General features: G+C 42.5%; 19 protein-coding genes. 7 read left to right on the top strand and 12 right to left on the bottom strand.

Translation table 11 applies throughout. The annotated features are described in order from the left end of the window. Positions 1 to 124: 124 nt before the first annotated feature. The 5 genes from CQ839_RS15895 to CQ839_RS15875 all read right to left on the bottom strand — a co-directional run bounded on the left by CQ839_RS15895 (position 125) and on the right by CQ839_RS15875 (position 5,147). Positions 125 to 1,012: an alpha/beta fold hydrolase gene (locus CQ839_RS15895; RefSeq protein WP_103669266.1), complete on the bottom strand. Its 888-nt coding sequence runs from the start codon at positions 1,010 to 1,012 to the stop codon at positions 125 to 127. A 78-nt stretch (positions 1,013 to 1,090) separates the two neighbouring features. After that, positions 1,091 to 1,906, bottom strand: coding sequence for a phosphate ABC transporter ATP-binding protein PstB (pstB, locus tag CQ839_RS15890; protein ID WP_103669265.1), 816 nt, complete (start codon positions 1,904 to 1,906; stop codon positions 1,091 to 1,093). A 45-nt stretch (positions 1,907 to 1,951) separates the two neighbouring features. Next, positions 1,952 to 2,923 carry a phosphate ABC transporter permease PstA gene (gene pstA, locus CQ839_RS15885; RefSeq protein WP_103669264.1) on the bottom strand — a complete coding sequence of 324 codons (972 nt, stop codon included), beginning with the start codon at positions 2,921 to 2,923 and terminating at the stop codon, positions 1,952 to 1,954. Continuing rightward, positions 2,916 to 3,878 carry a phosphate ABC transporter permease subunit PstC gene (gene pstC, locus CQ839_RS15880; RefSeq protein ID WP_103669263.1) on the bottom strand — a complete coding sequence of 321 codons (963 nt, stop codon included), beginning with the start codon at positions 3,876 to 3,878 and terminating at the stop codon, positions 2,916 to 2,918. Before pstC ends, pstA begins: the two co-directional genes overlap by 8 nt. 174 nt (positions 3,879 to 4,052) lie before the next feature. After that, positions 4,053 to 5,147: a phosphate ABC transporter substrate-binding protein PstS family protein gene (locus CQ839_RS15875; protein WP_258040756.1), complete on the bottom strand. Its 1,095-nt coding sequence runs from the start codon at positions 5,145 to 5,147 to the stop codon at positions 4,053 to 4,055. A gap of 658 nt (positions 5,148 to 5,805) precedes the next feature. Here CQ839_RS15875 and CQ839_RS15865 point away from each other — a divergent pair. From CQ839_RS15865 to CQ839_RS15855, 3 genes are all read left to right on the top strand, one after another. Continuing rightward, on the top strand, positions 5,806 to 7,038 hold the full coding sequence (locus CQ839_RS15865; protein WP_103669261.1) for an HhoA/HhoB/HtrA family serine endopeptidase: 1,233 nt from the start codon (positions 5,806 to 5,808) through the stop codon (positions 7,036 to 7,038). A 101-nt stretch (positions 7,039 to 7,139) separates the two neighbouring features. Next, positions 7,140 to 7,907 (top strand): hypothetical protein, encoded by a 768-nt coding sequence (locus tag CQ839_RS15860; RefSeq protein ID WP_103669260.1) that lies wholly within the window; start codon positions 7,140 to 7,142, stop codon positions 7,905 to 7,907. 187 nt (positions 7,908 to 8,094) lie between these two features. Then, complete coding sequence (locus tag CQ839_RS15855; RefSeq protein WP_103669259.1) at positions 8,095 to 9,228, top strand: tetratricopeptide repeat protein; 1,134 nt, start codon at positions 8,095 to 8,097, stop codon at positions 9,226 to 9,228. A 29-nt stretch (positions 9,229 to 9,257) separates the two neighbouring features. Here CQ839_RS15855 and cbiB read toward each other — a convergent pair whose 3' ends face one another. Continuing rightward, positions 9,258 to 10,253 (bottom strand): adenosylcobinamide-phosphate synthase CbiB, encoded by a 996-nt coding sequence (gene cbiB, locus CQ839_RS15850; RefSeq protein ID WP_219817794.1) that lies wholly within the window; start codon positions 10,251 to 10,253, stop codon positions 9,258 to 9,260. A 59-nt stretch (positions 10,254 to 10,312) separates the two neighbouring features. On the opposite strand from cbiB, the gene CQ839_RS15845 reads away from it, so the two are divergent. The 3 genes from CQ839_RS15845 to CQ839_RS15835 all read left to right on the top strand — a co-directional run bounded on the left by CQ839_RS15845 (position 10,313) and on the right by CQ839_RS15835 (position 15,293). Continuing rightward, a complete protein-coding gene (locus CQ839_RS15845) occupies positions 10,313 to 11,794 on the top strand; it encodes a cobyric acid synthase (RefSeq protein ID WP_103669258.1) in 1,482 nt (493 codons plus the stop codon). A gap of 330 nt (positions 11,795 to 12,124) precedes the next feature. Further along, complete coding sequence (locus CQ839_RS15840; protein ID WP_103669257.1) at positions 12,125 to 13,855, top strand: ABC transporter ATP-binding protein; 1,731 nt, start codon at positions 12,125 to 12,127, stop codon at positions 13,853 to 13,855. A 79-nt stretch (positions 13,856 to 13,934) separates the two neighbouring features. Continuing rightward, positions 13,935 to 15,293, top strand: a complete 1,359-nt coding sequence (locus tag CQ839_RS15835; protein ID WP_103669296.1) for an aminotransferase class V-fold PLP-dependent enzyme — start codon at positions 13,935 to 13,937, stop codon at positions 15,291 to 15,293. Between the two features lie 59 nt (positions 15,294 to 15,352). Here the strand turns inward: CQ839_RS15835 and CQ839_RS15830 are convergent, their stop codons facing one another. From CQ839_RS15830 to CQ839_RS15810, 5 genes are all read right to left on the bottom strand, one after another. Then, positions 15,353 to 16,228: a shikimate dehydrogenase gene (locus CQ839_RS15830; RefSeq protein ID WP_103669256.1), complete on the bottom strand. Its 876-nt coding sequence runs from the start codon at positions 16,226 to 16,228 to the stop codon at positions 15,353 to 15,355. 394 nt (positions 16,229 to 16,622) lie between these two features. Then, positions 16,623 to 18,623, bottom strand: coding sequence for an NAD(P)/FAD-dependent oxidoreductase (locus tag CQ839_RS15825; RefSeq protein ID WP_103669255.1), 2,001 nt, complete (start codon positions 18,621 to 18,623; stop codon positions 16,623 to 16,625). A gap of 162 nt (positions 18,624 to 18,785) precedes the next feature. Further along, positions 18,786 to 20,630 (bottom strand): HEAT repeat domain-containing protein, encoded by a 1,845-nt coding sequence (locus CQ839_RS15820; protein WP_181016216.1) that lies wholly within the window; start codon positions 20,628 to 20,630, stop codon positions 18,786 to 18,788. Between the two features lie 89 nt (positions 20,631 to 20,719). Beyond that, positions 20,720 to 22,054, bottom strand: coding sequence for a pitrilysin family protein (locus CQ839_RS15815; protein ID WP_103669253.1), 1,335 nt, complete (start codon positions 22,052 to 22,054; stop codon positions 20,720 to 20,722). An 87-nt stretch (positions 22,055 to 22,141) separates the two neighbouring features. Next, complete coding sequence (locus CQ839_RS15810; RefSeq protein ID WP_146048749.1) at positions 22,142 to 23,170, bottom strand: hypothetical protein; 1,029 nt, start codon at positions 23,168 to 23,170, stop codon at positions 22,142 to 22,144. Positions 23,171 to 23,376: 206 nt separating this feature from the next. Between CQ839_RS15810 and CQ839_RS15805 the strand changes: the two genes are divergently transcribed. After that, positions 23,377 to 24,009 carry a Uma2 family endonuclease gene (locus CQ839_RS15805; RefSeq protein WP_103669251.1) on the top strand — a complete coding sequence of 211 codons (633 nt, stop codon included), beginning with the start codon at positions 23,377 to 23,379 and terminating at the stop codon, positions 24,007 to 24,009. Here the strand turns inward: CQ839_RS15805 and CQ839_RS15800 are convergent. After that, positions 24,006 to 25,205 carry a class I SAM-dependent rRNA methyltransferase gene (locus CQ839_RS15800; RefSeq protein WP_103669250.1) on the bottom strand — a complete coding sequence of 400 codons (1,200 nt, stop codon included), beginning with the start codon at positions 25,203 to 25,205 and terminating at the stop codon, positions 24,006 to 24,008. The two genes, CQ839_RS15805 and CQ839_RS15800, sit on opposite strands and share 4 nt — an antisense overlap. Positions 25,206 to 25,374: the final 169 nt, after the last annotated feature.

Here is a 25,374-nt window from a genome sequence, read left to right as displayed (position 1 = left end):
AGCGCCTTGCGCTGTCACAAAGCCCAATAAACATTTTGAAAGGCTTGCAAAGCAAGCCTTTCAAAATGTTTATTGGTTCCAAAAGATAAGAGCGGCGCTCTTATCTTTTGGTTTTATATGTCATCTATAGAGACAAATACCAATCACGAATTAATCCATTCACGATTTCTGGACTTTCATCATGGGGGCAATGTCCTGCATTAATGTAATGTTCTGTGAGTGATGGATAAAACTCACGAAATTTTACACCCCTAGCATGGGAATTCATCCAAGGATCACCTTCTCCCCAAATCATCAACAATGGGCTACTCATTGCTCCTAGTAACTCATCGACTTTTTTGCCTTGCGGTGTACTAAATACTGACGCAAAAACTTGTGCAGCGCCCTGATCACAGGAAGGACGATAAATATCTTCAACTAATTGATCGGTAACAGCAGATTGATCTAAATAGACTTTTTTTAAAGTGCTACGAATACGGGATTTTTGACGGACGAAGTTAAATAACAATTGATTTGCCCAAGGCTGGCGTAAGACTTTCTGCAAGGCTGGGGTGATCGCTTTTTGGATTGGATTTACTTTCTTAGCCCCAAGAGGATTGGTATCTGTAAATGGCCCCGCACTATTAAGTAAGATCACACCTGCCAATGATTGTGGATAATCAGCAGCTACACATAACGAAGAATAACCACCAAGGGAGTTACCAGCAATTACGGTTGGACGTTGAATTTTTTCGGTAATAAAATCATGGAGCTGATCGCGCCAAAGATTGCCACTATATTGCCATGCAGGTTTTTGCGATCGCCCAAAGCCTAACAAATCAATCGCATATACCTCAAAATCTTGACTAAGTTCTGAGATATTCTTGCGCCAATGATCAGTTGATGCACCAAATCCATGAACTAATAGCAGCGGTGGACGCGAAGAATTGTTTCCCGCTTTGACAAAATAAATTTTTTGTTCACGCCATAGCCAATATTGACCAGCGATCGATTCAGTACTTGTTAAAACCATGAAAATTTAGTAGCCACAAAAAAAAGTAAAAAGAGCGCCACGCACTCTCTTTACTTATCTTAATCTTGATTTTTAGCTTTAGCCAAATCTGCCGCTAATGTATTCCTCAGTAGCTACTTGCTTAGGGCTGCTGAAGATAACCGATGTGCGATCAATTTCTACTAGTTTGCCCATGCGCTTACCGCTATCGCTGAGTTCAGTATTAAAGAAAGCAGTCATGTCAGCCGATCGCGATGCTTGCTGCATGTTGTGTGTAACGATGACCAGCGTAAACTTTTGCTTGAGTTCTTGCATTAGCTCTTCGATCCGCAAAGTTGAGATCGGGTCAAGTGCTGAGCATGGTTCATCCATCAAGATTACCTGTGGCTCCACTGCGATCGCTCTGGCAATACATAGACGTTGTTGTTGACCGCCAGAAAGAGCTAAACCACTTTCTTTCAGCTTATCTTTAACTTCATCCCAAATTGCAGCTGATCTTAATGACTTCTCAACTAAGTCATCCATATCATTTTTAGATCCTTTAAATCCATTAATTCGAGGACCAAAGGCGATGTTTTCGTAAATTGATTTTGGAAATGGATTAGGGCGTTGAAACACCATCCCAATGTGACGACGAACTGCCACAGGATCAATTTTATCATCGTAAAGATTATGTCCGTTAAAGGTAATTGATCCTTTAACTCTTGCGCCCTCAATCAAATCATTGAGACGATTAAAACATCTCAAAATTGTGCTTTTACCACAGCCAGAGGGCCCAATAAAAGCGGTAATTTGATTTTTAAAGATTTCTAAGTTAACTCCCGCAACTGCTGGTGAGTTGGAGCTATAGAAAACGTTAACGTCCTCTACTTTTAAAATTGCCTGATTCCCAGAAGAATTGCTGCTTAAGTTCATTGTAAAACCCCAAATTTGTTGAATTTAGTCTGCGAATAGTTTGAACTACTTTGCCCGACTGCGTAAAAATATGGCAACTAAGTTCATGCCTAAAACTAAGACTAAAAGCACGACGATGCCTGCGGAAGCTAGTGTCTGAAATTCTGGTTTCGGATCTCCAACCCACTCATAAATTTGGTATGGGAGAACGGAAAAGAAGTTATCGTTTGACCATAATGTATCGGTAAATACACCTCCTATATTACCACTGAACAAAGCTCCAAAGTTGATGGGCGAAGCTTTGGGGTCAAATAAAACCGTACCAGCTCCGAGAACAACTATTGGCGCAGTCTCGCCTATACCTCTAGAGGTTGAGATAATCACAGCAGTCAAAATCCCTGGTAAAGCGCTAGGTAAAACGTGATGGCGAATTGTTTGCCACTTGGTTGCGCCGACTCCATAAGAAGCTTGACGGACTGATTGCGGAACAGCGCGGATTGCTTCTCTAGAAATAACAATAACTGGCGGCAAAATTAGTAAGGTAATCGTAAGGATTCCTGTAACTAATACAGCCCGACCGCTATAAATACCACGGACAAAAAGCCCTAATCCCAATAAACCGTAAATAATCGAGGGAATACCAGCTAAGTTATAGATATTTAGCTCAATTAACTCAGACAACCAATTTTTCTTGGCGTATTCTTCCAAATAAATTGCCGAGCAAACTCCAAGGGGAATCACCAACACCAATACATAGGCAAGCATCGCTACCGAACCCAGAATTGCAGCTTTATATCCAGATTCTAAAGGACGGCGCGATGGATATAGCTGAAACAGATCCCAGTTAAGGCGACTAGAACCATCACTAACAACTTGATAAATTAAGTATGCAAGGACAACCAATCCAAGAGATGTTGCAAAAATACAAAATGCGGAAAATATTTTGCCCCATAACTGTCTTGATTCGAGCTTTGGCTCAAATTTTGATTCGCTAGGTTGTCCGTCAATATTTTCTAATATATCGATTCCGTTACTCATAGGTTTCTTGGAAACGTTTGCTAATTTGCTTACTGATAATGTTAAGAAGAAGAGTGATCAGAAATAGCGTCATCCCAACCGCAAAAAGGGCTTGGTACTCTACACTACCAACTCGTGAATCGCCCTTGGCAACTTGAGCAATATAGGCTGTCATTGTGCCAACTGTTTCTCTTGGATCGAGAGTCAAAACTGGTCTTTGACCAGCAGCGATCGCAACAATCATCGTCTCACCCACAGCGCGGGATATGCCCAAAATTATGGCAGCACAAATACCAGATAAAGCCGCTGGAAAAACAATCCCAGTGGCAACTTCTTTTTTGGTTGAACCAAGACCATAGGCGGCTTCTCTCAGGGAGCTTGGTACAGCGATCATTGCATCAGTACTTATTGATGCGATCGTGGGGATAATCATCACGCCCATGATCAACCCTGCGCTAAGAGCATTAAATCCTTGCAGCCCAGGAATCAGCTTGCTTAAAATCGGGGTAACAACTGTTAGTGCAAAGTATCCGTACACAACTGTAGGTACGCCAGCTAGCAACTCAATAACTGGACGTAAAAATTTACTCAATCTTGGTGATGCGTATTCTGACAAATAAACAGCAGTTGCTAGTCCTAGAGGGGTTGCGACTAGCATGGCAATTAGAGCCACCATGATTGTGCCATTAACTGTTGGCCAAACGCAAAAGCCTTTTTCCGCAAACTGGGGTGTCCAACTACAGCTGTAGTTGCCATTTTCCAAAGTTTTGCCAAATAAAAACTCACCAATACTAGCTTTACCGAAAAAGCTAATTGTTTCTGAGGCAAGAACATAAATAATCGCAACTGTAGTCAGTACAGAAACGAAAGCACAAAAAAGCAACGCATAGCCGATCGCACTCTCTTTAATATTGCGATCGCGGCGTTGATAAAGGTCGAGATCTTCAACCTGAGGTGGATTTACTGGACTTGTCATAAAATTTTCTCATCAAGTACATTAAAAGTTAAAGCCCTCTGTAATATTGTTAAGCAAAATTAAATTAAATATCAAACCCTAAAAACTGTACCGCCCGCTGCGCGGGCGGTACAGTTTTTGGTTTGGATTTTTAACTTAGATGCTAGGAGGGCTTAGCTAAAAACTAACTTGAAATTATTTCAAGTCTTTTGCAAGCAATTCAGCTACGGAAACGCCAGCAGGAGCATCCATAAAGGTTGTCCCAGTCTTACCAGCACTCAAACGTTCAAGGATCTTAGGCACAGCGTCGCTAGGAAGCGGAACATAACCAACTTCTTTGACGACCTTAAGATCTTTAAAGTAGTAATCAGCAAAAGCCTTGACTTCAGGTCGTGCTAGAGCTTTCTTGCTCACATAGATAAACAAAGGACGAGACAAGGGAGAATATTTGCCAGAGTTAATATTCTCAGCAGTAGGTGCAACGCAACCCTTGCCACCATCAACTTCGATCGCAGTCAACTTCTTAGCATTTTCTTCAAAGTAAGCAACTCCAAAGAAGCCCACAGCACCTTTTCCGCCTTGAACACCCTTGACGGTGATGTTGTCATCTTCACTAGGCTGATAATCCTTACGGATCACCTTAGATTTTTTATTAACGGCTTCGGTAAAGTAGTCAAATGTGCCAGAGTCAGCACCTGCTCCAAAGAGGGCAATTGGTTCTTTGGGGAAATCAGGACGAACTTGATCCCAAGATGTGATCTTACCTTCTGAATCGGGACTCCACATGGTGTTCAATTCAGCAACAGTAAGACACTTTGCCCAAGTATTTTCCTTGTTAACAACGACAGTCAGACCATCAACAGCAACAGGTAATTCGACAAATTCTACGCCATTCTTCTTGCAATCTTCAGCTTCCTTGGCTTTGATTGGACGAGAAGCATTAGCAATATCAATATCACCAGCACAGAATTTCTTAAAACCACCGCCAGTACCACTTGTACCTACAGGAACTTTTACACCTGGGTTTGATTTTGCGAAGTCTTCAGCAACAGCCTTGCTGATTGGGGCAACGGTGCTAGAACCATCAATGGTGATGTTACCAGATAGATTAGAAGGTGCTGTTGCAGGCTCCTTAACGGGGTCTTTCATAGCCGTTGTTGGTGTCGCTGCGGGGCTAGTTGCACCAGGTGTGGGGGTGGTGCTACCGCTACAGGATGCTAGCGCTGCGGCAAGTGTAACACCAGCTACAAACTTGACTACATTGCGATTGATACTCTTTTTAGACATCATAGAAATCTTACTGCGATTATATCTGTTACGGTTTACTAGGCATTTAAACTAGACAAGATCGATACTAAACTGCATCCGTCAACCAAAGGTTAAGGGACGTTAAAGATGCAGTTAAGTTTAGTTTGCCAAAAAGTTTTTGCATCAAGATTAATTAACAAAACAGACAAGAGAGGGGGTGCTAAGCACCCCCTCTCTTGTCTGTTTTGTCGTCAAGCTATAACCAAGCTTAGCAATGCAAGTTTTGCTCAGAAAATAAAAGACCTGTTGGGCAATAAGCTCAAAAAGCCTCGTAAGCCATTCTAAACAAAGGTTTCAAGGCTTTGGCTCCAAATCCTTGAAACATCTCTGGGTAACGGTTTTAGCGATTTTAGTTGTTATTACCCAACAGGTCTAAAACCCAAATACAAATAACTTTGTGCCGCCATTATTTATATTTGGGTTTTATGTTTCTACATAGTGAATAATTAGTGGTGCTCCGCATTGCGGAGCACCACTAATTATTCACTGGGAAGAGAATAAATAAGTTCTCATGGGTGATGCGTTATTCTTTAAAACTGTGGCTAAATAATTAAGTGACGGTTTTCCGTCTAGCGTCAAAGATTAACACGATAAAAAATTTTTTGTAGAATGTTAGGTATTATTGGTCGCGGAAATAGCTATGAGAGACTCAAATAAAAAATCTCGTTACAAGCAACCTTTGATTTATGCTTCGATGCTGCTATTAGGTGTCATCTTGGGAGCTTGGGCAGTTGTGTCTGGAGTGCGATCGCCAAATACAACAGTAATTACCCCTGTTAGTCAGGTTGCATCGATATCACCTGCGATCGCACAGGATAGTGACAGAGTTAAATCGATCTCAGTCCCCCGTAATTACGTCGTGGAGGCAGTTAATCGCACAGGCCCAGCCGTTGTCAGAATAAACGCCTCACGTACTGTCGCTAGTAACCAACAAATTCCTCAGGAATTTATGGACGATCCCATGTTTCGCCAGTTTTTTGGCGATCAACTACGTCGGATGCCAAAGGAACGTGTTGAACGCGGCACTGGTTCGGGCTTTATCATCAACAAAGAAGGTGACATTATCACCAATGCCCACGTTGTTAGTGGTGCTGACAAAGTGACTGTGATTCTTAAAGATGGTCGCCAAATCGAAGGTAAAGTCTTAGGTAGTGATGAACTTACTGACATTGCTGTTGTTCAAGTTAAGCCTGATAATTTGCCTACTGTGAGCATCGGCAGCTCTCAAAATTTACAACCAGGAGACTGGGCGATCGCGATCGGTAATCCTCTTGGCTTAGACAATACCGTTACCGCAGGAATCATCAGTGCGATCGGTCGTAATAGCGGTCAAATAGGAGTCGATAAGCGAGTTAGCTTTATTCAAACTGATGCCGCAATTAATCCTGGAAACTCAGGTGGCCCATTGCTCAATCAAAATGGTGAGGTAATCGGGGTAAACACTGCAATCATTCAAGGCGCTCAGGGATTAGGTTTTGCAATTCCCATTGAAACTGCTCAGCGAATTGCTAAACAGATAATCGCGAGTGGTAAAGTCAGTCGCGCCTATCTTGGTATTCAGATGGTGACAGTTGATGCAAATGTCAAGAAACAAGTCAATCAAGACACTGAGTTTGGTATTAAAATCGACGAAGATAAAGGTGTTCTAATTACTAGAGTTGTTGATGATTCGCCTGCGGCAAAGGCAGGTGCTAAGCGCGGTGATGTAATCACCAAGTTTAACGACAAGGAAATCTTGACGGCAGACCAAGTCACGCAATTAGTGGAAGATCGAGCTGTTGGAGACAAGATTAATATGGAAGTTAAACGCAATGGTCAGACAGTAGCGTTAAGTGTGGAAACTGCTCAGTTCCCACAAAAATTCCCTAACTAGGATACTCCAATCTCTATAAAGACAAAATACGAAAGGCGGTGCTTTGCGCCGCCTTTCGTATTTTGTAATAATCCAATAGCAGCTATATTCAGGTGAATCCTATGGGTAATTTTATTGGTTGGCTTGGTGCCTTGCTACTGATCTTTCTGGCAGGATTTGGACTGACTCAATGGTTGAATTTACCCTTTGGTAATTTTATTGATTGGGTAATTGGAGCCAGCATTTTTGTGTGGCTGATCATAATCGTCACTGTGCCTTGGAACGTTTATTTTCAGTCCAAGGCAGTGCTCAATCAAGCGACAATTTCTAAGGATAAAGGAATCGTCATTGATGAGAACCAATTACCCTATGTCCGATCGCTTGCCCAAAAATCCCTAGGATTAGCGATTGGGTTACATGTAATTTCGGCGATCGCTCTATATGTTTTAGCATCGAGTGGTGTTGGCACTATCGGCTATGTGGGTGCGATCGCGGCGCTGTTGCTAACAGTATTACGTCCTGCAATAAGTGCCTATGAATATATAGCTCAACGCTTAAGGTTAATCTCACAGCAAATTGATTATCCTCGCGAAGACGTGATGGAGTTACGGCAACGCTTTGTCAATTTAGAAGAGTCAGTCAAACAACTCAAAGAGCAGCTAAGCTCTGAAAACCCTTATTCTTGGGTGACAAAATATGAGCAGTTTGCCGATGAGACGCGGAAAGATTTATCACGGCTAGGTGCAAATGTTGAAGATTTACGCGCAACCAATGATCGCGATCATGATCGCTTAACTCGTGAATCTCGACAAGCGATCGCACAATTGAGTGCCGATAGCCAATTTTTAGAACAAGTTCGAGAAATTATTCGCTTTTTTAAGAGTGCATAAACTTAGACAAATCAAGCAGATGCGACGCTTTGCGTCACATCTGCTTTGATTGAGCCAAATATCTTATGTTGCTTGTTGCAAGTTTGATTTGGGTAAGTTAGTTTTAAATAAGGGTCATAATTTTAAGTTAAGTGTTTAAATATTCTGACTATCTCGCTCTTCGTAATTAGCAATCGCCCCTCTTACTATGACTCCCAGATCCTTTACTCCTCAAGATGCGACCGTAGTTGAAGGCAGTCAATTTGAGCATTATCTGATTTTGAAAGATCCTGAAGGACAGCAACGGATTTTACTAGATAGTAAGAGCTATGTACTTGGGCGATCGCCAGAAAATGATATTGTCTTGCGATCGCAGTCAGTGTCGCGCGAACATGCAACTTTAATAGGAATTCCTGTACAAGCTCCTTTAATTCAATTATTTCGGCTTAGTGATGGTACTCCTGAAAAAGGGAAAAGCACTAATGGCTTGTTGATTAATGGGGAAATACGCGATTCATGGATATTAATGCATGGAGATGAAATTGTTTTTAGTAGCAATACTGTTGCTATTTATCGAATTGAGCCTGAGCCGCCCTATGCTCAAGGGAAGGCTGCCATTTTCCTGGAATGTTTACAAGAGTTATCTCAAAAAGATAGCAAGTCTGGCAAGTATATTGATGCTGAAAACTATCTTGAGCAAATATTAGTTATAAGCCAAAATCTGTATGGAGAATCTGATCCCCATGTTGCTAATTGCTTAATAGATTTAGCAGCTCTTAGTTATTCACAAAACCAATTTGATAAAACCGAAAAACTATTTCTAAAAGCGATCGCCATTCGTAAGCAGGCTCTAGGGGAAGAGCATCCTGATGTCATATCTGCAATGCTCGACTTAGCCGCAATTTATAATTCTCAAGCTTTGTATACAAAAGCAGAATCATTGTTTTTACAAGCTTTAGAAATCAAAAAAAAGGTGTTAGGTATAGAGCATCCAGAAATTGCGGCTAGTTTAGTAGATCTAGCAGCAATTTACTATTCTCAAAATCGCTACCAAGAGGTCAAACATCTTTATGAGCAAGCAATTAAAATCTATAAGAGATATCCTGAAAATAAGTATCCAAATATTTTTTCAGTTCGGAAAAAATTAGCCAGTATCAAGAAGAAATTACGTCCGAAATGGCTATCTTTAAATGTTCTAGTTCCTGCTTCTTTGATATTGCTTTCAGGTGTTATTGCATATACTTTCTTTGTTCCAAAAGCAGATATTACCTGCGTTAAGGTTCTACCAGATGGTAGTACTAAATCTATATCTGGTGATGAATGTCGCCAAATTAGTAAATAGTAAAAAGGGATGCCGAGCATCCCTTTTTACTATTTATTGGCTATGACGATAGCGAAGCTAAGCCAAATCAAAAAACAGATGCGCGTTAGCTTGAGAGCTTGTGAAATTTTAGGTGCAGCGATCGCATCAATCGCATCTCCCAATAACGGCTTTTGTTTAACAAGCCCGCGATAGCGATTTTCTCCACCTAACTGTACTTGCAAAATTGCTGCATAAACACATTCACTCCATCCAGAATTGGGGCTAGAGTCTTGCTTGGCATCGCGATCGCAAATCTGCCAGACATACATGGGCTTTCCTGAAAATAACGCTAAAGTAATCACCGTTAATCGACATGGCAGCCAAGTAAACACATCATCGGTCTTGGCGCTAAACCAGCCGAGATCAGTGTAGGGAGCTTCGCGATAGCCCACCATAGAGTCGAGCGTGCTAGCTGCTTTGTAAGCGATCGCTAAAGCTACGCCACCATAATCAAACAAAGCCGAACCAATCAAGGCATAAAACAATGGCGATGTAACAGCATCGATCGCATTTTCGGTGACAGTTTCCAGCACAGCTCGTAAAATCTCTAATTCTGTCAAATCATCCGTATCACGCCCTACATAGCGACTCAACTCTCGGCGAGCATTTTCGATATTTCCAGTTTGCAATACAGCTAACACTGACTCGGCGGCATCACGGAGACTTCTTCCCGCAAAACAGGCGGCTAATAAAATACTGGAAACAGCGATCGCAAAAAAAGGATGGACTTTTGCCGATGCGATCGCAATCAGCCAGCTTACGACACCACTTCCCAAGATCATGCTAACTCCTAAAATCATGCCTAGCACTTTCATGATTAGTGGCGAAAAACGAGGAATACGATTGCTAGAAGCTGGATCTTCGATCAGCACCAAATCAGTAAATTGCGAGATGAACCAACCCATGACCTGCACTGGATGCAGCCAATTAACAGGATCGCCAATTAAGCGATCAAGACTTGCCGCAAAAATTAAAATCAGAAAGTTAGGAGATAGCTCTAGCACAGGAATTCGATGATAAGTTTAGTAGGGGCGTTGCCCCTACTAAACTTATCATCGATATTATGAAAGCCATATCTGTTTTGGGAACTTCATCTAATGCTGGCAAAAGCTGGATGGTTACAGCATTAGGGGCATGGCTCAGACGAAATGGAGTTAAAGTTGCTCCATTTAAAGCGCAAAATATGTCGAATAATTCCTATGTGACATTGGAAGGTGGAGAAATAGGTCGAGCGCAAGCAGTACAAGCGATCGCCTGTGGGATGCGTCCAATCGTAGAAATGAATCCAATTCTGTTAAAGCCATCGGGAAATGGAACTTCGCAATTAGTTTTATTAGGTGAAGCTCGTCAACATATCGCGGCAATTGATTACTATCAACATATCGAAACGCTCTGGGAGACTGTGCGCGACTCTCTCGAATATTGGCGCGATCGCTGTGATGTTTTGCTGTTAGAAGGGGCTGGCAGCCCTGTAGAACTTAATCTCATGCATCGTGATCTTGTGAATTTACGCCCGATTGTTCATTTGCAAGGACGTTGGATTCTTGTTGGGGATATCGAGAAGGGAGGCGTATTTGCTCAAATAATTGGTACGCATCAGCTTCTACCTGAAACTGCAAGGGATTTGGGATTAGGCTTTATTGTGAACAAGTTTCGTGGCGATTTACGATTGTTTAATGATGCAGAGAAACACTTTCGCGATTATATGCCGCATCTTCCCTATATAGGAGTTCTTCCCTATGCCGCAGATCTACAACCTGAGAGCGAAGATAGTTTATGTAGTGAAGCGGAATCTAAAGGTGAGGGTGCGAAGATCGCGTGGATTAGATTTCCTCATTTGTCTAATTCTCAAGATAGTCAGCCTTGGCAATTAGATCTAGGCATAGAGACCGTTTGGGCGAAAACCATTGCGGATTTAGACAATGCAAAGATCATTATTCTCCCAGGAAGCAAAAACACTCTCAGCGATCTACAATGGTTAAGAACTTCAGGATTAGCAAATGCAATTTTGGCGGCACATCATCGAGGCGTTCCGATCGTTGGTATCTGTGGTGGTTATCAGATGTTGGGGAAATATCTATGCGATCGCGAAGGTGTTGCTGGTTCATCAGGAGATGTCGAAGGACTGGGGCTATTACCAATTAGTACAGAATTTATGGCAACCAAACAGGTGCGTCAGGTACAGGCGCTCTGGCAAAGTTCGCAATCTACCGACAAATGGATGACCTATGAGATTCATATGGGAGTCACCAAATTAATTGAGGCTAGTGAATCTTCGCTAATTCAACCTTTGCTGCAAGTGCAAGGCGATCGCGAGTTTCGTGATGAAGGAATGCAATGCGATCGGGTATGGGGAAGTTATTTGCATGGTTTATTTGAATCTGTTGCTGTACGCCAATCTTTAACCAGATTGGCAAATATTCCCGAACATCAGTCAGCCTCAATCTCTTGGCAAGATCATCAACAAAAGCTTTATAACGATATGGCAGACTTACTAGAAACACATCTAGACCTTACTGCAATTCATCGTTATCTCGATATCTAGCATGTATAGCTTTTGCCTATTTAGTGGAAACAGAGAGTTACGGCGCAAAGCACCGCAACTCTCTGTTATACCAATTCACAAAAGTGTGACAACACTTCTGTGAATTAAAAACCAAACCCTGTAAGGGTTTTAAAAACACAAAATGGCTGCGCCACTTTGTGTTTTGGTATTATTTTTTGACTCAGAAGATCAGAAGATTTTTGTTAAAAGTGTTGCTTTGCAACACTTTTAACAAAAATCTTGGTTGCCCTGTTAGCGCAAAGCACTGTAAGTGTCTTGAAGCATGATATTTTAGCTTGAGATGCTTAGATACTCAGTCCTTAAAAAAACATGCTGCTTGAAGTCGAAAACTTGACTGTTCGTTATGGCAATGCAGAACCTGCGGTCGATCGCGTTACTTTTCATTTACAAGCAGGTGAAGCGCTAGGTTTAATCGGCGAAAGTGGCTGTGGCAAATCAACGATTGGGCGATCGCTAATTAAGCTATTACCCAAGTATGCCAGCATTGAAGGGACAGTCTGTGTCGATGGTGAAGCGATTGCCGAGAAAAAAGATGGCACATGGCGAGGTGAAAAGGTTGGATTAATATTTCAAGATCCGATGACAAGACTCGATCCACTCATGAGCATAGAGGCACATGGTTTAGAAGTATTAGCATCTCATTATCCTAAGCTCTCAGCCAAATCTGCTCAACAACGGCTAAAAGATGCGCTTAAAGCCGTTCGTATTGATCCATCACGAGCTAAACAATATCCCCATGAATTTAGTGGTGGGATGCGTCAGAGAGTAGCGATCGCCCTTTCGTTGCTGCTAAATCCTGTTTTATTGATTGCTGATGAACCAACCACTAGTCTTGATGTCACAGTTGCCACAGATATTCTCAAAGAACTAACTGAACTTCGCAAAAGTCGATCCATGGGCTTACTGCTAGTCACCCACGATCTTGGTATGGTTGCTGAATATTGCGATCGCATTGCCGTCATGTATAACGGTGTGATCGTGGAGACTGGAGCTGTCGAACAAATTTTTCGTTCTCCGCAACATCCCTATACCCAAAGCTTACTGGCTTCTGTTCTCCATTTTCATCCTGAGATATTATCTTCTAGTCAAGATATTTCTGAAGTTCAAGATCAGGAAGTTCTAGAAGATATACCCGAAAATGCTCCAGAGAATACTTTAGAAGACAACCCAGATGGTGAAGAAGTTAAGGTAATTGAAAAAACTCAGATTCCTCCAAAATCATCTCCAAGAGTAATCCTCTATGTAAATCATCTCCAAAAGCATTATGTCACTGGCGGAAATCTGCTAACACGATTAGTTGATCCTTCGATTGGTTTAGTAAAAGCAGTTGATGGCGTTGACTTAGAAATAATCTCAGGAGAAACCTTTGGCATCATCGGTGAAAGTGGCTCTGGCAAAAGTACAACGGGACGAGCAATTCTACAATTGATCAAACCCGATCGCGGTTCCGTGCGGTTTAATAGCGTGGAACTAACTAGACTCAAAGGTGAACAACTACGCCAAATGCGATCGCAGATGCAGATGATTTTCCAAGATCCGCGTGCTTGCTTTAGTCCTTATATGACGGTATTTCATAGCGTCGCCGATCCATTGCTGATTCATAAAATCGAACCCAATCTAGAATCGGCTCGTGAAAAGGTATATGCCATTCTTGAAAAAGTAGGACTGAACTCGCAACTAGCCGAACGTTATCCATCAGATTTGTCAGGTGGACAATTGCAACGAGTAGCGATCGCCCGTGCTTTGATTACTAACCCGAAATTGGTCATCTGCGATGAGCCTGTGAGTATGCTCGATGCTTCGATTCAGAGCCAAGTTTTGCAGTTAATGCGCGATCTCAAACAAGAATTTAAGCTGACTTATATCTTTATTACCCACGATCTCGCTGTTGCTCAGTTTTTCTGCGATCGCATTGCCGTGATGCGTAGCGGTAAAATTGTAGAGCAGGGCAGTACCGCAGAAGTGTTGACTAATCCTCAGCACGAATATACCAAGGCTTTGATTGCTTCAATTCCACGTATTCCTTACATCAATAGCTAAACCAAAAAGATCTTTAAAAGACTTGCATGGCAATGCCTTTAAAGATCTTTTAGAAACTACTTCTTTGAAAACTGCGACAATGCCCGATTCCCAAAAAAATTTCTTCCTTAATTCTCATTTCCTTAATCCCGATCGCTCTAATCTTGAAGATATCCGTAAGTTGGGATATGCCTTTGTCGATTTGATCGTGGATTCAGTTTTGGATACTCAAAATCAGCCCTTTGTGACAGATGAATCTGCTTTTGATATTCTCATTCCTGAACAAGGGCAGGAACTTTTAGAATTATTGGCAGAAGTGCGATCGCAGATTTTGCCACGTACTGTCAACTTTCAGAATCCTCGCTATATGGGACATATGGATAGTGTGCCTAGTGCAATCACGATCTGGGCAGATGCTCTAGTTTCCGCAATTAACAACAATATGCTGAGCTATGAACTCGCTCCCGTATTTACGGAAATGGAAACGCAATTGATGCAATGGTTCGGTAATCTGTTTGGAATGGGAACTGATTGTTTTGGCACACTTACCGCAGGTGGCAGTCTTGCTAATATTTCAGGACTATTATTAGCGAGAAACTGGAAACGACCACAAAGCAAGGCTTTAGGTAATTCCAGCAATTTAATGGCTTTTGTTTCTGATGCCGCACATACTTCCTTTGAGAAGGCAATGAATGTGATTGGCGTTGGCAAAGAGAACTTAGTGAGAGTTCCTACAAATCATCGTGGCGAAATTATTTTAGAAGAATTGGAATCTGCTATTCAAAAAGCAATTAGAGAAGGAAAACATCCTTTTTTTGTAGCTGCGATCGCGGGCACAACAGTAACAGGGGCAATTGATCCGATTCAATCAGTGGGAGAAATTGCTAAACGTTATGATTGTTGGTTTCATATTGATGCAGCCTATGGTGGAGCAGGTATTTTTACCCCAAAATTGCAGCCCCTATTTCAAGGTTGTGAACTTGCGGACTCAATGACTTTTAATCCGCAAAAGTGGCTTTGGGTAGCGCGAACCTGTGCAATGCTAATTGTCAAAGATAAGCAGCATCTCGTTGATGGCTTTGATGGAGAACTTCCCTATATGGATGATCAAGCTCTGAACTTTGGAAATCTTAATTTGCAGGGAACAAGACGGACTGATAGCCTCAAGTTATGGATGGCTCTGAAAGCGATGGGAATTTCGGGTTGTCGTTATCTCGTGGAGCGATCGCTTGATCTATCTGATCATCTGCGTCAATGGGTTGAAGATTCGGCAGAATTAGAACTCGTCTGCGAACCAACTTTAAATATTATTTGCCTCAAATCTAATGACCCGAAACTTAGTAGTTCGGCTCTACGACAACAATGGATTAATGAAGGAAAATTATGGCTATCCTTACCACTATGGAAAGGCGATCGCGTTCTCAAAGCCGTAGTTTTACATCCCTACGCAAGTCAGTAGCTAGACAACATCCAAAAAGGCAAATTACCCGCTATGCAGACGCTTTGCCTTTTGGGATGTTAGGATTGCGTAGCTAGATGCTGGTGCAACGCTTGGCGCATAATCTCAATGGGGACTGGCAGGTCTAACCAAAACTCCAGCCCGATCGCACCCTGATTAATTAGCATCTCCAAACCATCGATTGTTTTGAGTCCTTTGGCGGCGGCAATTTGTAAAAATTTTGTGGGGCGTGGTGTATAAATTAGGTCATATGCGATCGCATGATCAGGCAATAGATCCATTTCCTCTTCAGAGATCGGTGTATTTGGATCGCCTGCCATTCCGATCGGTGTGGCATTAATTACGATTCCCGCAACTTCTAGCAAGTGTGGTATTGATGTCCAAGGATGTACGCGCAGATTGTAATCATGAAGTTGGCTGGTCATTGAGCCGTGAAATTTTTTCATCTTTTTGGGATCTCGTCCCGCCACATGAATGACAGAACAGCCCAATTCTAAGCAAGCCGCAACTACAGCCTGAGCCGCACCACCACCACCAAGGATCAAGGCGGGCGTATTTTCCCATTCGCAGTTAAGCTGTTTGAGTGGATTTAAAAAACCTGCAACGTCAGTATTTGTGCCAATTAAGCGATCTCCAACTCGCTTAACAGTATTGACAGCACCAACGGCTTGAGCGATCGGCAAGACTTCATCAAGCAAGGGCATCACTTCAACTTTATGAGGGATTGTTAGGTTAAAGCCTCGGATCGATTGAATTGTTTTTAAACCAGCGATCGCTGTAGGTAAATCATCCACAGCGATCGGAAATGGTACATACACATAGTCCAGTCCCAAAGCTGCGATCGCGGCATTATGCATCACAGGCGAAAGACTATGACTAACGGGAAACCCCATCACTCCTAAAATTTTAGTTGTCCCAAAGATGCGCCCGCTCATAGTTGCTTACCTCACGTAATTAAAAAACTATGACACAAATGTTTCGCTTAAAGGCTAAGCATTAGTACGAACTTTGAAAAAACTTACGCCTATTCTCAAAATAGCGTTGCCATTTTGAGTGGTTCAAACCCTTGCTGGGCTTTGGTTTTAACCACAGAAAGTATAGTGACGCTTTCTATAGTTGGTATTACACATGTTATACCAATTCACAAAAGTGTTGTTACACTTTTGTGAATTGAAAACCAAACCCTGTAAGGGTTTTAAAAGCACAAAGTGGCGTAGCCATTTTGTGCTTTGGTATTAGAGTAATTTTTGCTCAAAGGAACTACAAGAAATATTTTAAAAGCTTTGCAATGCAAAGCTTTTAAAATATTTCTTGGTTTAGGTTTGAGTCTTAATCTACAGGTTTACCGACAGAGTAATTAAGTGCATAACTCCAACTTAGTAAACGCAACCACAAACGAGGATTCGTCGGTTCTAGCCAAGTTTGACAACTCCGCATGAGTTGTGGTAGCCATCCACCTAATAGAGCATTAGCTAGGGAACTGCGGGTAAAGGCTCCATAACTAGATAACCATTTCAATAAATCTTTTGTACCTGCCATTTCCAAAATCCAGAGAATTAGTTTTGGATTTTTAAATGCGGCAATCAGGGCAAGACGGTTAAACATTAACCAATTGAGTCGATCTTTAATAAAGCGATCGCTAACTGGTTGTGGCTCATCAGCCAGTAACCCAAAGAAAGTGTTCAGCATCGAGTTAACCCGCTCTGGTGGCAAATACATTCCTGTAGGAACCATCATTCCCTTAGAGAATAACCATGTGACGGCAATATTGCTCTGATAGGCATTGATTTGATTGAGATCGTCCACTTTGAGTAAATCATGCTTTAGCGCAGTATCTAATAAAGTTGCTAATCGAGGCAAGTTGCGAACTAGAGAACCAAAGCCTGTAAACACAAGCGGTGATTGTAATGATGCAGCATCACCGATCGCTAAAATTCGATCAAAGGCACATTTTTTAGAATCTTCATTGAGGCTGTAATGTCCTGTGATATAACCAAATGTCGCTTTCTTCCAAGTTAATTTCTCCATGTCACAACGGCGATATTCAGGCAAAATCGTAAAGAAGTCCTCATACATTTCTAAAAGAGAACCTGGATTGTCTGGATGAACTTGGTGATAGTGAAATAGATAAATTGTAAGTTCATCTTTTTCGGCAGGAAAGAGTTCCCAAATTAATTGTCGTCCCCGTGAGATATCGCCATGACTAAAGAGAACATCTCCATATTGGGAATCCCATACATGCTTATCAATACCTTCGAGAACTGCACCCACAGTGGGACAGACGCTATCAAAGGCTTGACCTGCATTTAGTTGTTGCGCGATCGCTGAAGCCGATCCCATAGCATCAATTACTAATCTGGACGTGATCGTTACAGGTGCACCAGTTTCTAAATTCTTAGCAAATATTTTCGCGCCATAATCGCTAATAGTTACTTTCTCAAACTCGGTGCGATCGCAAATCACTGCTCCATACTGATGTAATTTCTCGCTACAAATCTCTAATAAGCGATGGGTGTCGATCGCAATGTTTAGAACTGTGGGTGTATGTAGGACTTTGGCTTTGAGATGCGGTGGATTGTTACTATCAAAGAATTTGTTAAATCCATCCACATACTCCGCCGTAATCATGCTTTCAAATTCTTCTTTGGTGAATAGACCAAAGTCAATCAGATTTTGAAATTCGGCGCGGGAAATATTCCATTCACGATTCATCCTTCCAAAAGGAATCCTTTCCACTAAACAAACGCGATAGCCCAATTTCGCCATCATCGCTGCATGGATTGCCCCCAATGCACCTCCCAAATAGACAATATCATATTGCAAATCTTGCTTTGAAGAACCTGCTTCTGTAAAGATCACATTTTTCGGAGTTTCAGGCGATTTCACACTTTCGCGCCAGCGCTTCTCCCACCAATAGACACGATTGAGGTCATATTCACCATTAGGAATGTGTTGAAAAAATTTGACTGTAAGCGGATACTCCTCTGCTAAGGCTTCAAAAATTGATTGATCAGGTGCGATCGCTGGAGGCTGTTTAAACTCATACGGAAAAGCTTGCCGCGCCGCCTTAGTCAAATGATCGAGAAAATCCTTTTCGCCATCCATCACCTCATCCGACCAGCGAAATACTTTCAGATAAGTAGTGCGTTGTAATGTCCAGATAAATACTGATAACTGTGCGATCGCACCTGAGCTATTTTGGCTATCGAGGATAAAGCCATGCTTTGCAACAGATTTTTTCCCAAAAGACGGCTGGTACTCAGACTGAAGCCATGTTTTCACGGCTGCAACTTGAGGCGTAGGAATCTCGATGTAAAGTAACTGCTGCATGGCTCGATCATTTATCTTCAGGTATTCTCATTTTCGCATATAGGTGATCGCAAGCGGATTGAATGGAGCAAATCCGCAATTTTTCAACTGTCTATCTAATTGCATAATCGCTGGGATTGATGCATGGTTATTTGGGAGAGCTACGGAATAATCCTAAAATTTCTAAAATTTAAGGTTAGGGGCGATCCTTTCTAGAGCCTCACTTGCGACATCGCGCACCAATTCATCAGAATCTTTGAATGCATTGATAAGAGCGGGTACTGCATTTTTCGCATCATTGCCGATATTGCCTAATGCTTCAGCAGCCGAATAACGAACCCATTGATCAGGATCATTGAGCGCAAAAATCAAAGCAGGGACTGCATCTTTACCAATAATCTCCAATGCTTTAGCAGCACTAGAACGGACATCAGCCTCAGGGTCTTTTTTTAGAGCATCAATAACTAGAGGTACGACTTCTTTAGTATCTTTTCCAATGATTGCCAGAGACCTTACAACTTGAGCGCGGACATATTTACTAGGATCTTTGAGAGCCGACACCAGCATTGGTAGGGTGTCTTTACCTATTACTCCCATAGCAATTACTGCGCCAGCACGTACTTTCTCATTAGGCTCTTTAAGAGTAGAAACTAATATAGGCAAAGTGTATTTCCCAATTTGTCCGAGCGCATTGGCTACCTCAAACCTTAATTGAGTATTGGGGTCTTTAAGAATGGCGATCAAGGCAGGCACAGCATCTTTTGCTTCCTCCCCTATCCCTCCAAGAGCATATATAGCCGCACTCCGCAAACCGTGGTTGGGATCTTTAAGAGTTGCAATTAACGCAGTTACCGAACCTTTTGCTTCTTTACCTATGGCTCTTAGCGCGTCTGCTGCCCTGATACTTCCATTTTCGTAAGGAAGCGAATTTTTGTCAGAATCTCTTAAGGCGTTAATAAGGGTAGGTAAAGCGTACTTTGTATATTTGTTTTTTCCTAATGACATGGCAGCACTAACACGCACATTTATATGAGAGTCTTTCAGAGCAGTAATCAACTCAGTCAAAGCATTTGGCGCATTGATGTCTATATTTCCTAAAGCGATCGCTGCACTAGAACGTACATTTGGATTGGGGTCTTTAAGAGCGGTAATTAAGGCAGGGACTGCGTCTCTGGCTTCCTTTCCTATACTTCCTAGGGCATTTGCTGTTTGAGAACGCATGAGCACATCTGCATCAAAGGATTGGAGAGCAGCAATAAGAGCAGGTACTGCATCCTTTGCATCTTTACCGATAAAACCTAACGCCATGGCAGCCCTAACACGTATAAGTTGCTCGGAGTCTTTAACGGCAACAATTAGGGCAGGCACCGCATCCCTAGCCTCTTTTACCCTTATTGATAATACATCGATTGCGAATACAGCACCGAAGCGCACATCTTTATCTTCATCTTTGAGGGCTATAATCAGGGCAGGCAAAGCATTTTTACTAATTCCACTTTTAAATGCTAGGGCAGTTGCAGCGCTACGTCGTACATCCCTATCCGAGTCTTTAAGTAGCATAATAAGTGCAGGTTCAGACTCATTTGCATCCTCACCTATTCCTATTAGTGCCATTGCCGCTTGAGACCGCATATCTTTATCAGGAGATTTGAGTGCAGAAATTAAGGCAGGTACTGCATCTTTACCCATGTATCCCAATGCAGATATAGCCTGATTACGGACATCTTTATCTGGATCTTTGAGAATACCAGTTAAGGCAGGTATTGCATCTTTTGCCTTCTCTCGCATTGCGCCTAACATATTGGCAGCCTGAATGCGAATATCTTTATCAGGAGATTTAAGAGCAGAAATTAAGGCGGGTACGGTTTTAAGTTTGCAACGGATTAAAGACTCTAGAAGTTTGCGATCGGATTTTGATATTTGTCCGATGTAATTGGCAGTTTCAGCGTCAGTACATTTGTCAACAGTTTTTTGAGCAAATACAGGCAGTAAATTTGCGGTACTTCCAAAAAGTTGACTTAATGCCATGCTTAGCAAAATTTTTTTTATTTGCTTTAGATGCTTCATATGCTGCCTGAAAGACCTTTAAGTTAGCCTATGGACAAAATCGTCTCATTTTATGGTTTTACAATTAAAATTCCATAAGCATCAGGATTGAGATATTTGCGAACGGCGGCTTGGATGTCCTCTTTGGTAATTGCTTTAATCAAATCGGGATAATTTAAAGCTGGCTCTAGCGACCCGATAATGCGATCGTAATAGCCATAAATACCAGCACGTTCCTTCGGTGATTCATTACCAAAGATAAAGCGATTGCTAACTTGAGTGCGAATTTTCGCCAACTCCTCATCGGTGACAGGCGTTTCATGCAATTTGAGAATATGTTCACGAATTGCTTGCTCGACGATCGCAACATCTTCTACGTTCAACTTGGCAAATACTTGGAATGTGCCTTGCCAACGCATCGCCGAATTGTTCACTGAAATGCGATCGACAATGCGCCGATTTTCTCTCAGGTCTTGCACTAGGCGCGAAGTACGCCCACTGCCAAGAATATTTGCCAAAATACTCAGGGGATAAGTTTCCGATAAGTCTCGCAAACTGGAGACGCGCCAACTCATACTCAGCCGCGCTTGCTTGAGACTTGGATCGGTCACTTCTCGCCGCACAATAGACTCAAAAGGCTTTTCTGGGGTAAAGGATTGTGGTGTAGGCTTATCGCCGATCATCTTCTCATCATTTTGCTGCTCAAAATAATCTGCAATCACACCGATCATCTCGCTGACAGGTAAATTTCCAACAACGGCGATCGTCATATTTTGCGGCGCATACCATTGACGATGAAACGATCGCATTTGCTCAGAAGTGACATTTTCAATCACATCTACGGGGCCAAGTACAGCACGACGATAGGGTAGCTGCTCATATACCAACTCGGAAATATGCCGATAAATACGGCGATCAGGATTGTCTTCACTGCGACGAATTTCTTCTAACACCACATGACGTTCGCGCTGGAACTCTTCATCAGGAATGCTTGCCTTCAGCACGATATCTAATTGCAATGGCGCAAGCTTGGCAAAGTCCTTGGGCGCAACATTGATATAAAAATGTGTATAGTCCTGACTAGTTGCCGCATTTGTGTTACCACCATGAGACTCGATCGCCTGTTCAAATTCTCCTAGACCAAGGCGCTCGCTACCTTTAAACACCATATGTTCTAGGAAATGCGCCATACCGTTGATGTCATCGCTCTCAACAGCAGAGCCAACATCAACCCAAATGCTAAGGTTGACCGCATCAACAGGAACCTGTTCGGCAATAATCTTGATCCCGTTGGGAAGAATATGTTGAGTAGGCGCAGTGGATACTGGCACTTTTGTAGCTAGATCATTGAGAGAATGATCAGGAGCAGCTACATCTAACCGACGCGGAATGACGATCGCTGGCATGGCAAGTTTAAGGTTTTTACTAAATTTTTAAATAAAAAGCGCTTTTATATTCAATCCGAGGTAGTGCGTTGCACTACCTCGCAAAACTTACAATCTTTCTAGTGTCTGCAATTTGTAATATGCTTCTCGCAGTTGCAAGCTAGAGGTATCTTCTAGCATAGCAGCAAAATCATAGGACTCTTGGTAAGCAGCGCGTGATTTTGGCAGATTTCCAAAAGATAAGTACAAATCACCCAAATATCGCTGCACGATCGCTGCTGTTTCGCGATCGCCCATGACCAAAGCCAAGCTAGAACGATTTTGCAACAATTCCTCAATGCGATAAAAGTTAGGGACTTCGAGATAAGCAGCAATCAAGCGATCGCTAGCTACTGCCATCAGTGGATAATTGCGATATTGCCTTGCGATCGTCAGAGCCATGCCATAGTCTTTGATCGCGGCTTTGTAGTCATCCAACGCCATCAAACTGTCACCGCTATTAACATGGACATAGCCTTCACCGATCGCCTCACGGAGTGGATATTTTTTGATCGATGCGTAATAAAGCTTGATCGCCGCCATATGATCGCCATAGCGGCCTGCAATTAAGCCTTTGTTATTCAAGGCGATCGCCGTATTCAGTCCTTGATCATTTTGAATAGCCAGATCAAGGGTTTCTTTGTTTAGTTTCGCGGCTGATTCCAGTTTGTTTTGAGCAATCTCAAAGCTGACCAAGTTATTTGAGCTTTCTAACTTCGCGCCATTATCCTTCAGGGTATTGGCGTAACGGATTCTTTGACGAGTCATGTCTTGAGCTGCATTAGCTGCCCCCATCATTTCATAGGCATCGCTCACCCGCGCCAAAGTGTAGGAAATCGCAGATTGATCATTGACTCGGCGGTAATAACCGATCGCATAGAGCCAAGTCTTGATTGCTTCGCGATGTTTGCCATCTTTGAGTTGACCATAGCCAAGATCGAGCAAGCGATCGGCTTCATCTCGAACAGAGCGATTTGCGGGGTTGACGGTTGCTTGTTGTGCCTGTGTCGGCATCGGCACGACGATCGCCCCCACAAAAGCAGCTAAGATTGTTGCTCCTAGACTTACAACGGACATTTTCTGACGCTTTCTATACATATCCCTACATCCTCACCAAAAAGGTGCACACATTGTAGCGACATAAAAGCAATTTTCTCTAGAAGTTTTCTGACATTTTCTGACATTTTTACAATTAAAGCCGCAAAGTGCGGTGCGAAACACTACTGCACTTTGCGGCTTTTTTGAACTAGAGAGGCTTTGATAGGGGTTTGATATAATTTAGACTACGCATTTTGAGGAAATCTATGATTACACTCACTCAACCAAAATCTGGCTCAGAACTAGAACAAAAGCTAGATCTAAGTTTTGATAAATTTTTGGAGCAATGTCCTGAAGATGGTCGCTATGAACTTGTGGATGGCAAAATGGTAAAAATTTTAGCAACCAGACTTCACTACGATGTTGCGGGATTAATCATGGATGCAATTAAGGATGAGGTCAAGCGACTTCAGTTAAACTATGTAGTCAATGATGTTGCTGCGGTTTTAACCACAAATAAAAACGGTAAAGAACAGGGCAGACATCCAGATGTAAGTGTAATTAATCGGGATGTTTGGCGGAGCGATCGCCAAAATCATCGAGGTATTCGCGAACCAATTCAGATTGCTGTTGAGGTGGTGTCCACTAATTGGGAAGATGATTACATTGATAAACTCGCAGAATACGAACGTTTAGGGATTCCTGAGTATTGGATTGTTGATTATTTAGCGATTGGTTCTCGCGACTATCTAGGCGAGCCTAAGCTCCCATCTGTTTTCATATTTACCTTAGATACAGAAGGTAAGTACCAACTAACAAGGTTTCAAAATAGCGATCGCCTAGTTTCGCCAACCTTTCCAGAATTAAATCTCACTGTTGCGCAAATTATGGCTGCTTAGATAACGCTCAAAACTAAGCCTTTAAGATACGCGCCTTCTGGATGAAAAATACTCGTAGGATGATCCGCAGGATGCGTTAGATGATGTAAAACTTGAATCGTCCGCCCTGACTCGATTGCTGCTGCTGTCACTGCTCCTGTAAAATTCTCCACATTCACTACCTGAGAACAGGAGAAAGTGAACAACAAACCGCCACTTTTTAATTTAGACATAGCCTGCAAATTCAAACGCCGATAAGCTTGCATTGCTGAATGTCGCGCCGATAAGCTTTTGGCAAAAGCAGGTGGATCAAGCACGATCGCATCGTAATCGCGATCGCATTGCTTCAGAAAATCAAATACATCGCCTGCGAAAGACGTATGAGCCGCCTGACGATCAGCATCAAAATTCGCAGCAATATTGCGATCTGTCCATTCCATCGCCTTCACAGAGCTATCGATCGAATGCACTTCTCGCGCACCCGCCGCCATTGCGTACACCGAAAATCCGCCCGAATAGCAGAAAGTATTTAAAACTTTTTTACCAATGGCATACTTGCCAAACAAACGCCGATTTTCACGTTGATCTAAGAAAAAACCTGTTTTCTGCCCTCTTTCCCAGTCAACAATAAAGCGATGTCCATATTCCAGAACCTCGGCACTATCAGCAGATTTCTCTCCGATCAATAAACCATCTTGAGACTGAGTTTGTGATTTGCGTGAAAGCGTCGCTGAGCTTTTGTCGTAAACGGCAAGTAAGCGATCGCCATAAATTTCTTTCAATATCTCCGCAATATCCTGACGATAGCGATAGGTTCCCAATGAATGACATTGCAAAACCGCCGTGCCACCATAAACATCAATAATTAACCCTGCTAAACCATCCCCTTCAGAATTAATCAACCGATAGCAATTTGTCTCTGGATTATCGACTAAGCCCAGTTGCTTTCTTAAAGTAAACGCTTGCTGTAGGCGATCGCGCAATAAACTCTGCATCGACTCCACAGGCTGAAACGAAAGCACCTTGATCGCAATGCTACCCATTCCCCACAAGCCGATCGCTAAAAACTTGCCATCTTCGCTATAGGCTTCTACCAAGTCACCATCACTGACTTCGCCTTGCATTTTAGCGATCGCGCCCGAAAAAATCCAAGGGTGAAAACGCTGAACCGCATCGACTTTTTTACGATGAATAATCGCACGGGGCAACGATGACATGGCTAATAACTTCTAAGTAGGATAGGGTGCTAAACATAACATAGAAAGGAGTAGGGCGGGCAATGCCCACTCTACTTTCATCAAACCCAATATTGTTGTCAGCGCCGTAGGCGCTGACAACAATATTGGGTTTGATGCGAATTGATGCTCTGCTAATGACATTTATGTT

This window comes from Pseudanabaena sp. BC1403 (genome assembly GCF_002914585.1).
Lineage (GTDB): Bacteria > Cyanobacteriota > Cyanobacteriia > Pseudanabaenales > Pseudanabaenaceae > Pseudanabaena.
The sequence above is the reverse complement of the archived record's forward strand: the minus strand, read 5'-3'. Positions and strand labels throughout refer to the sequence as shown.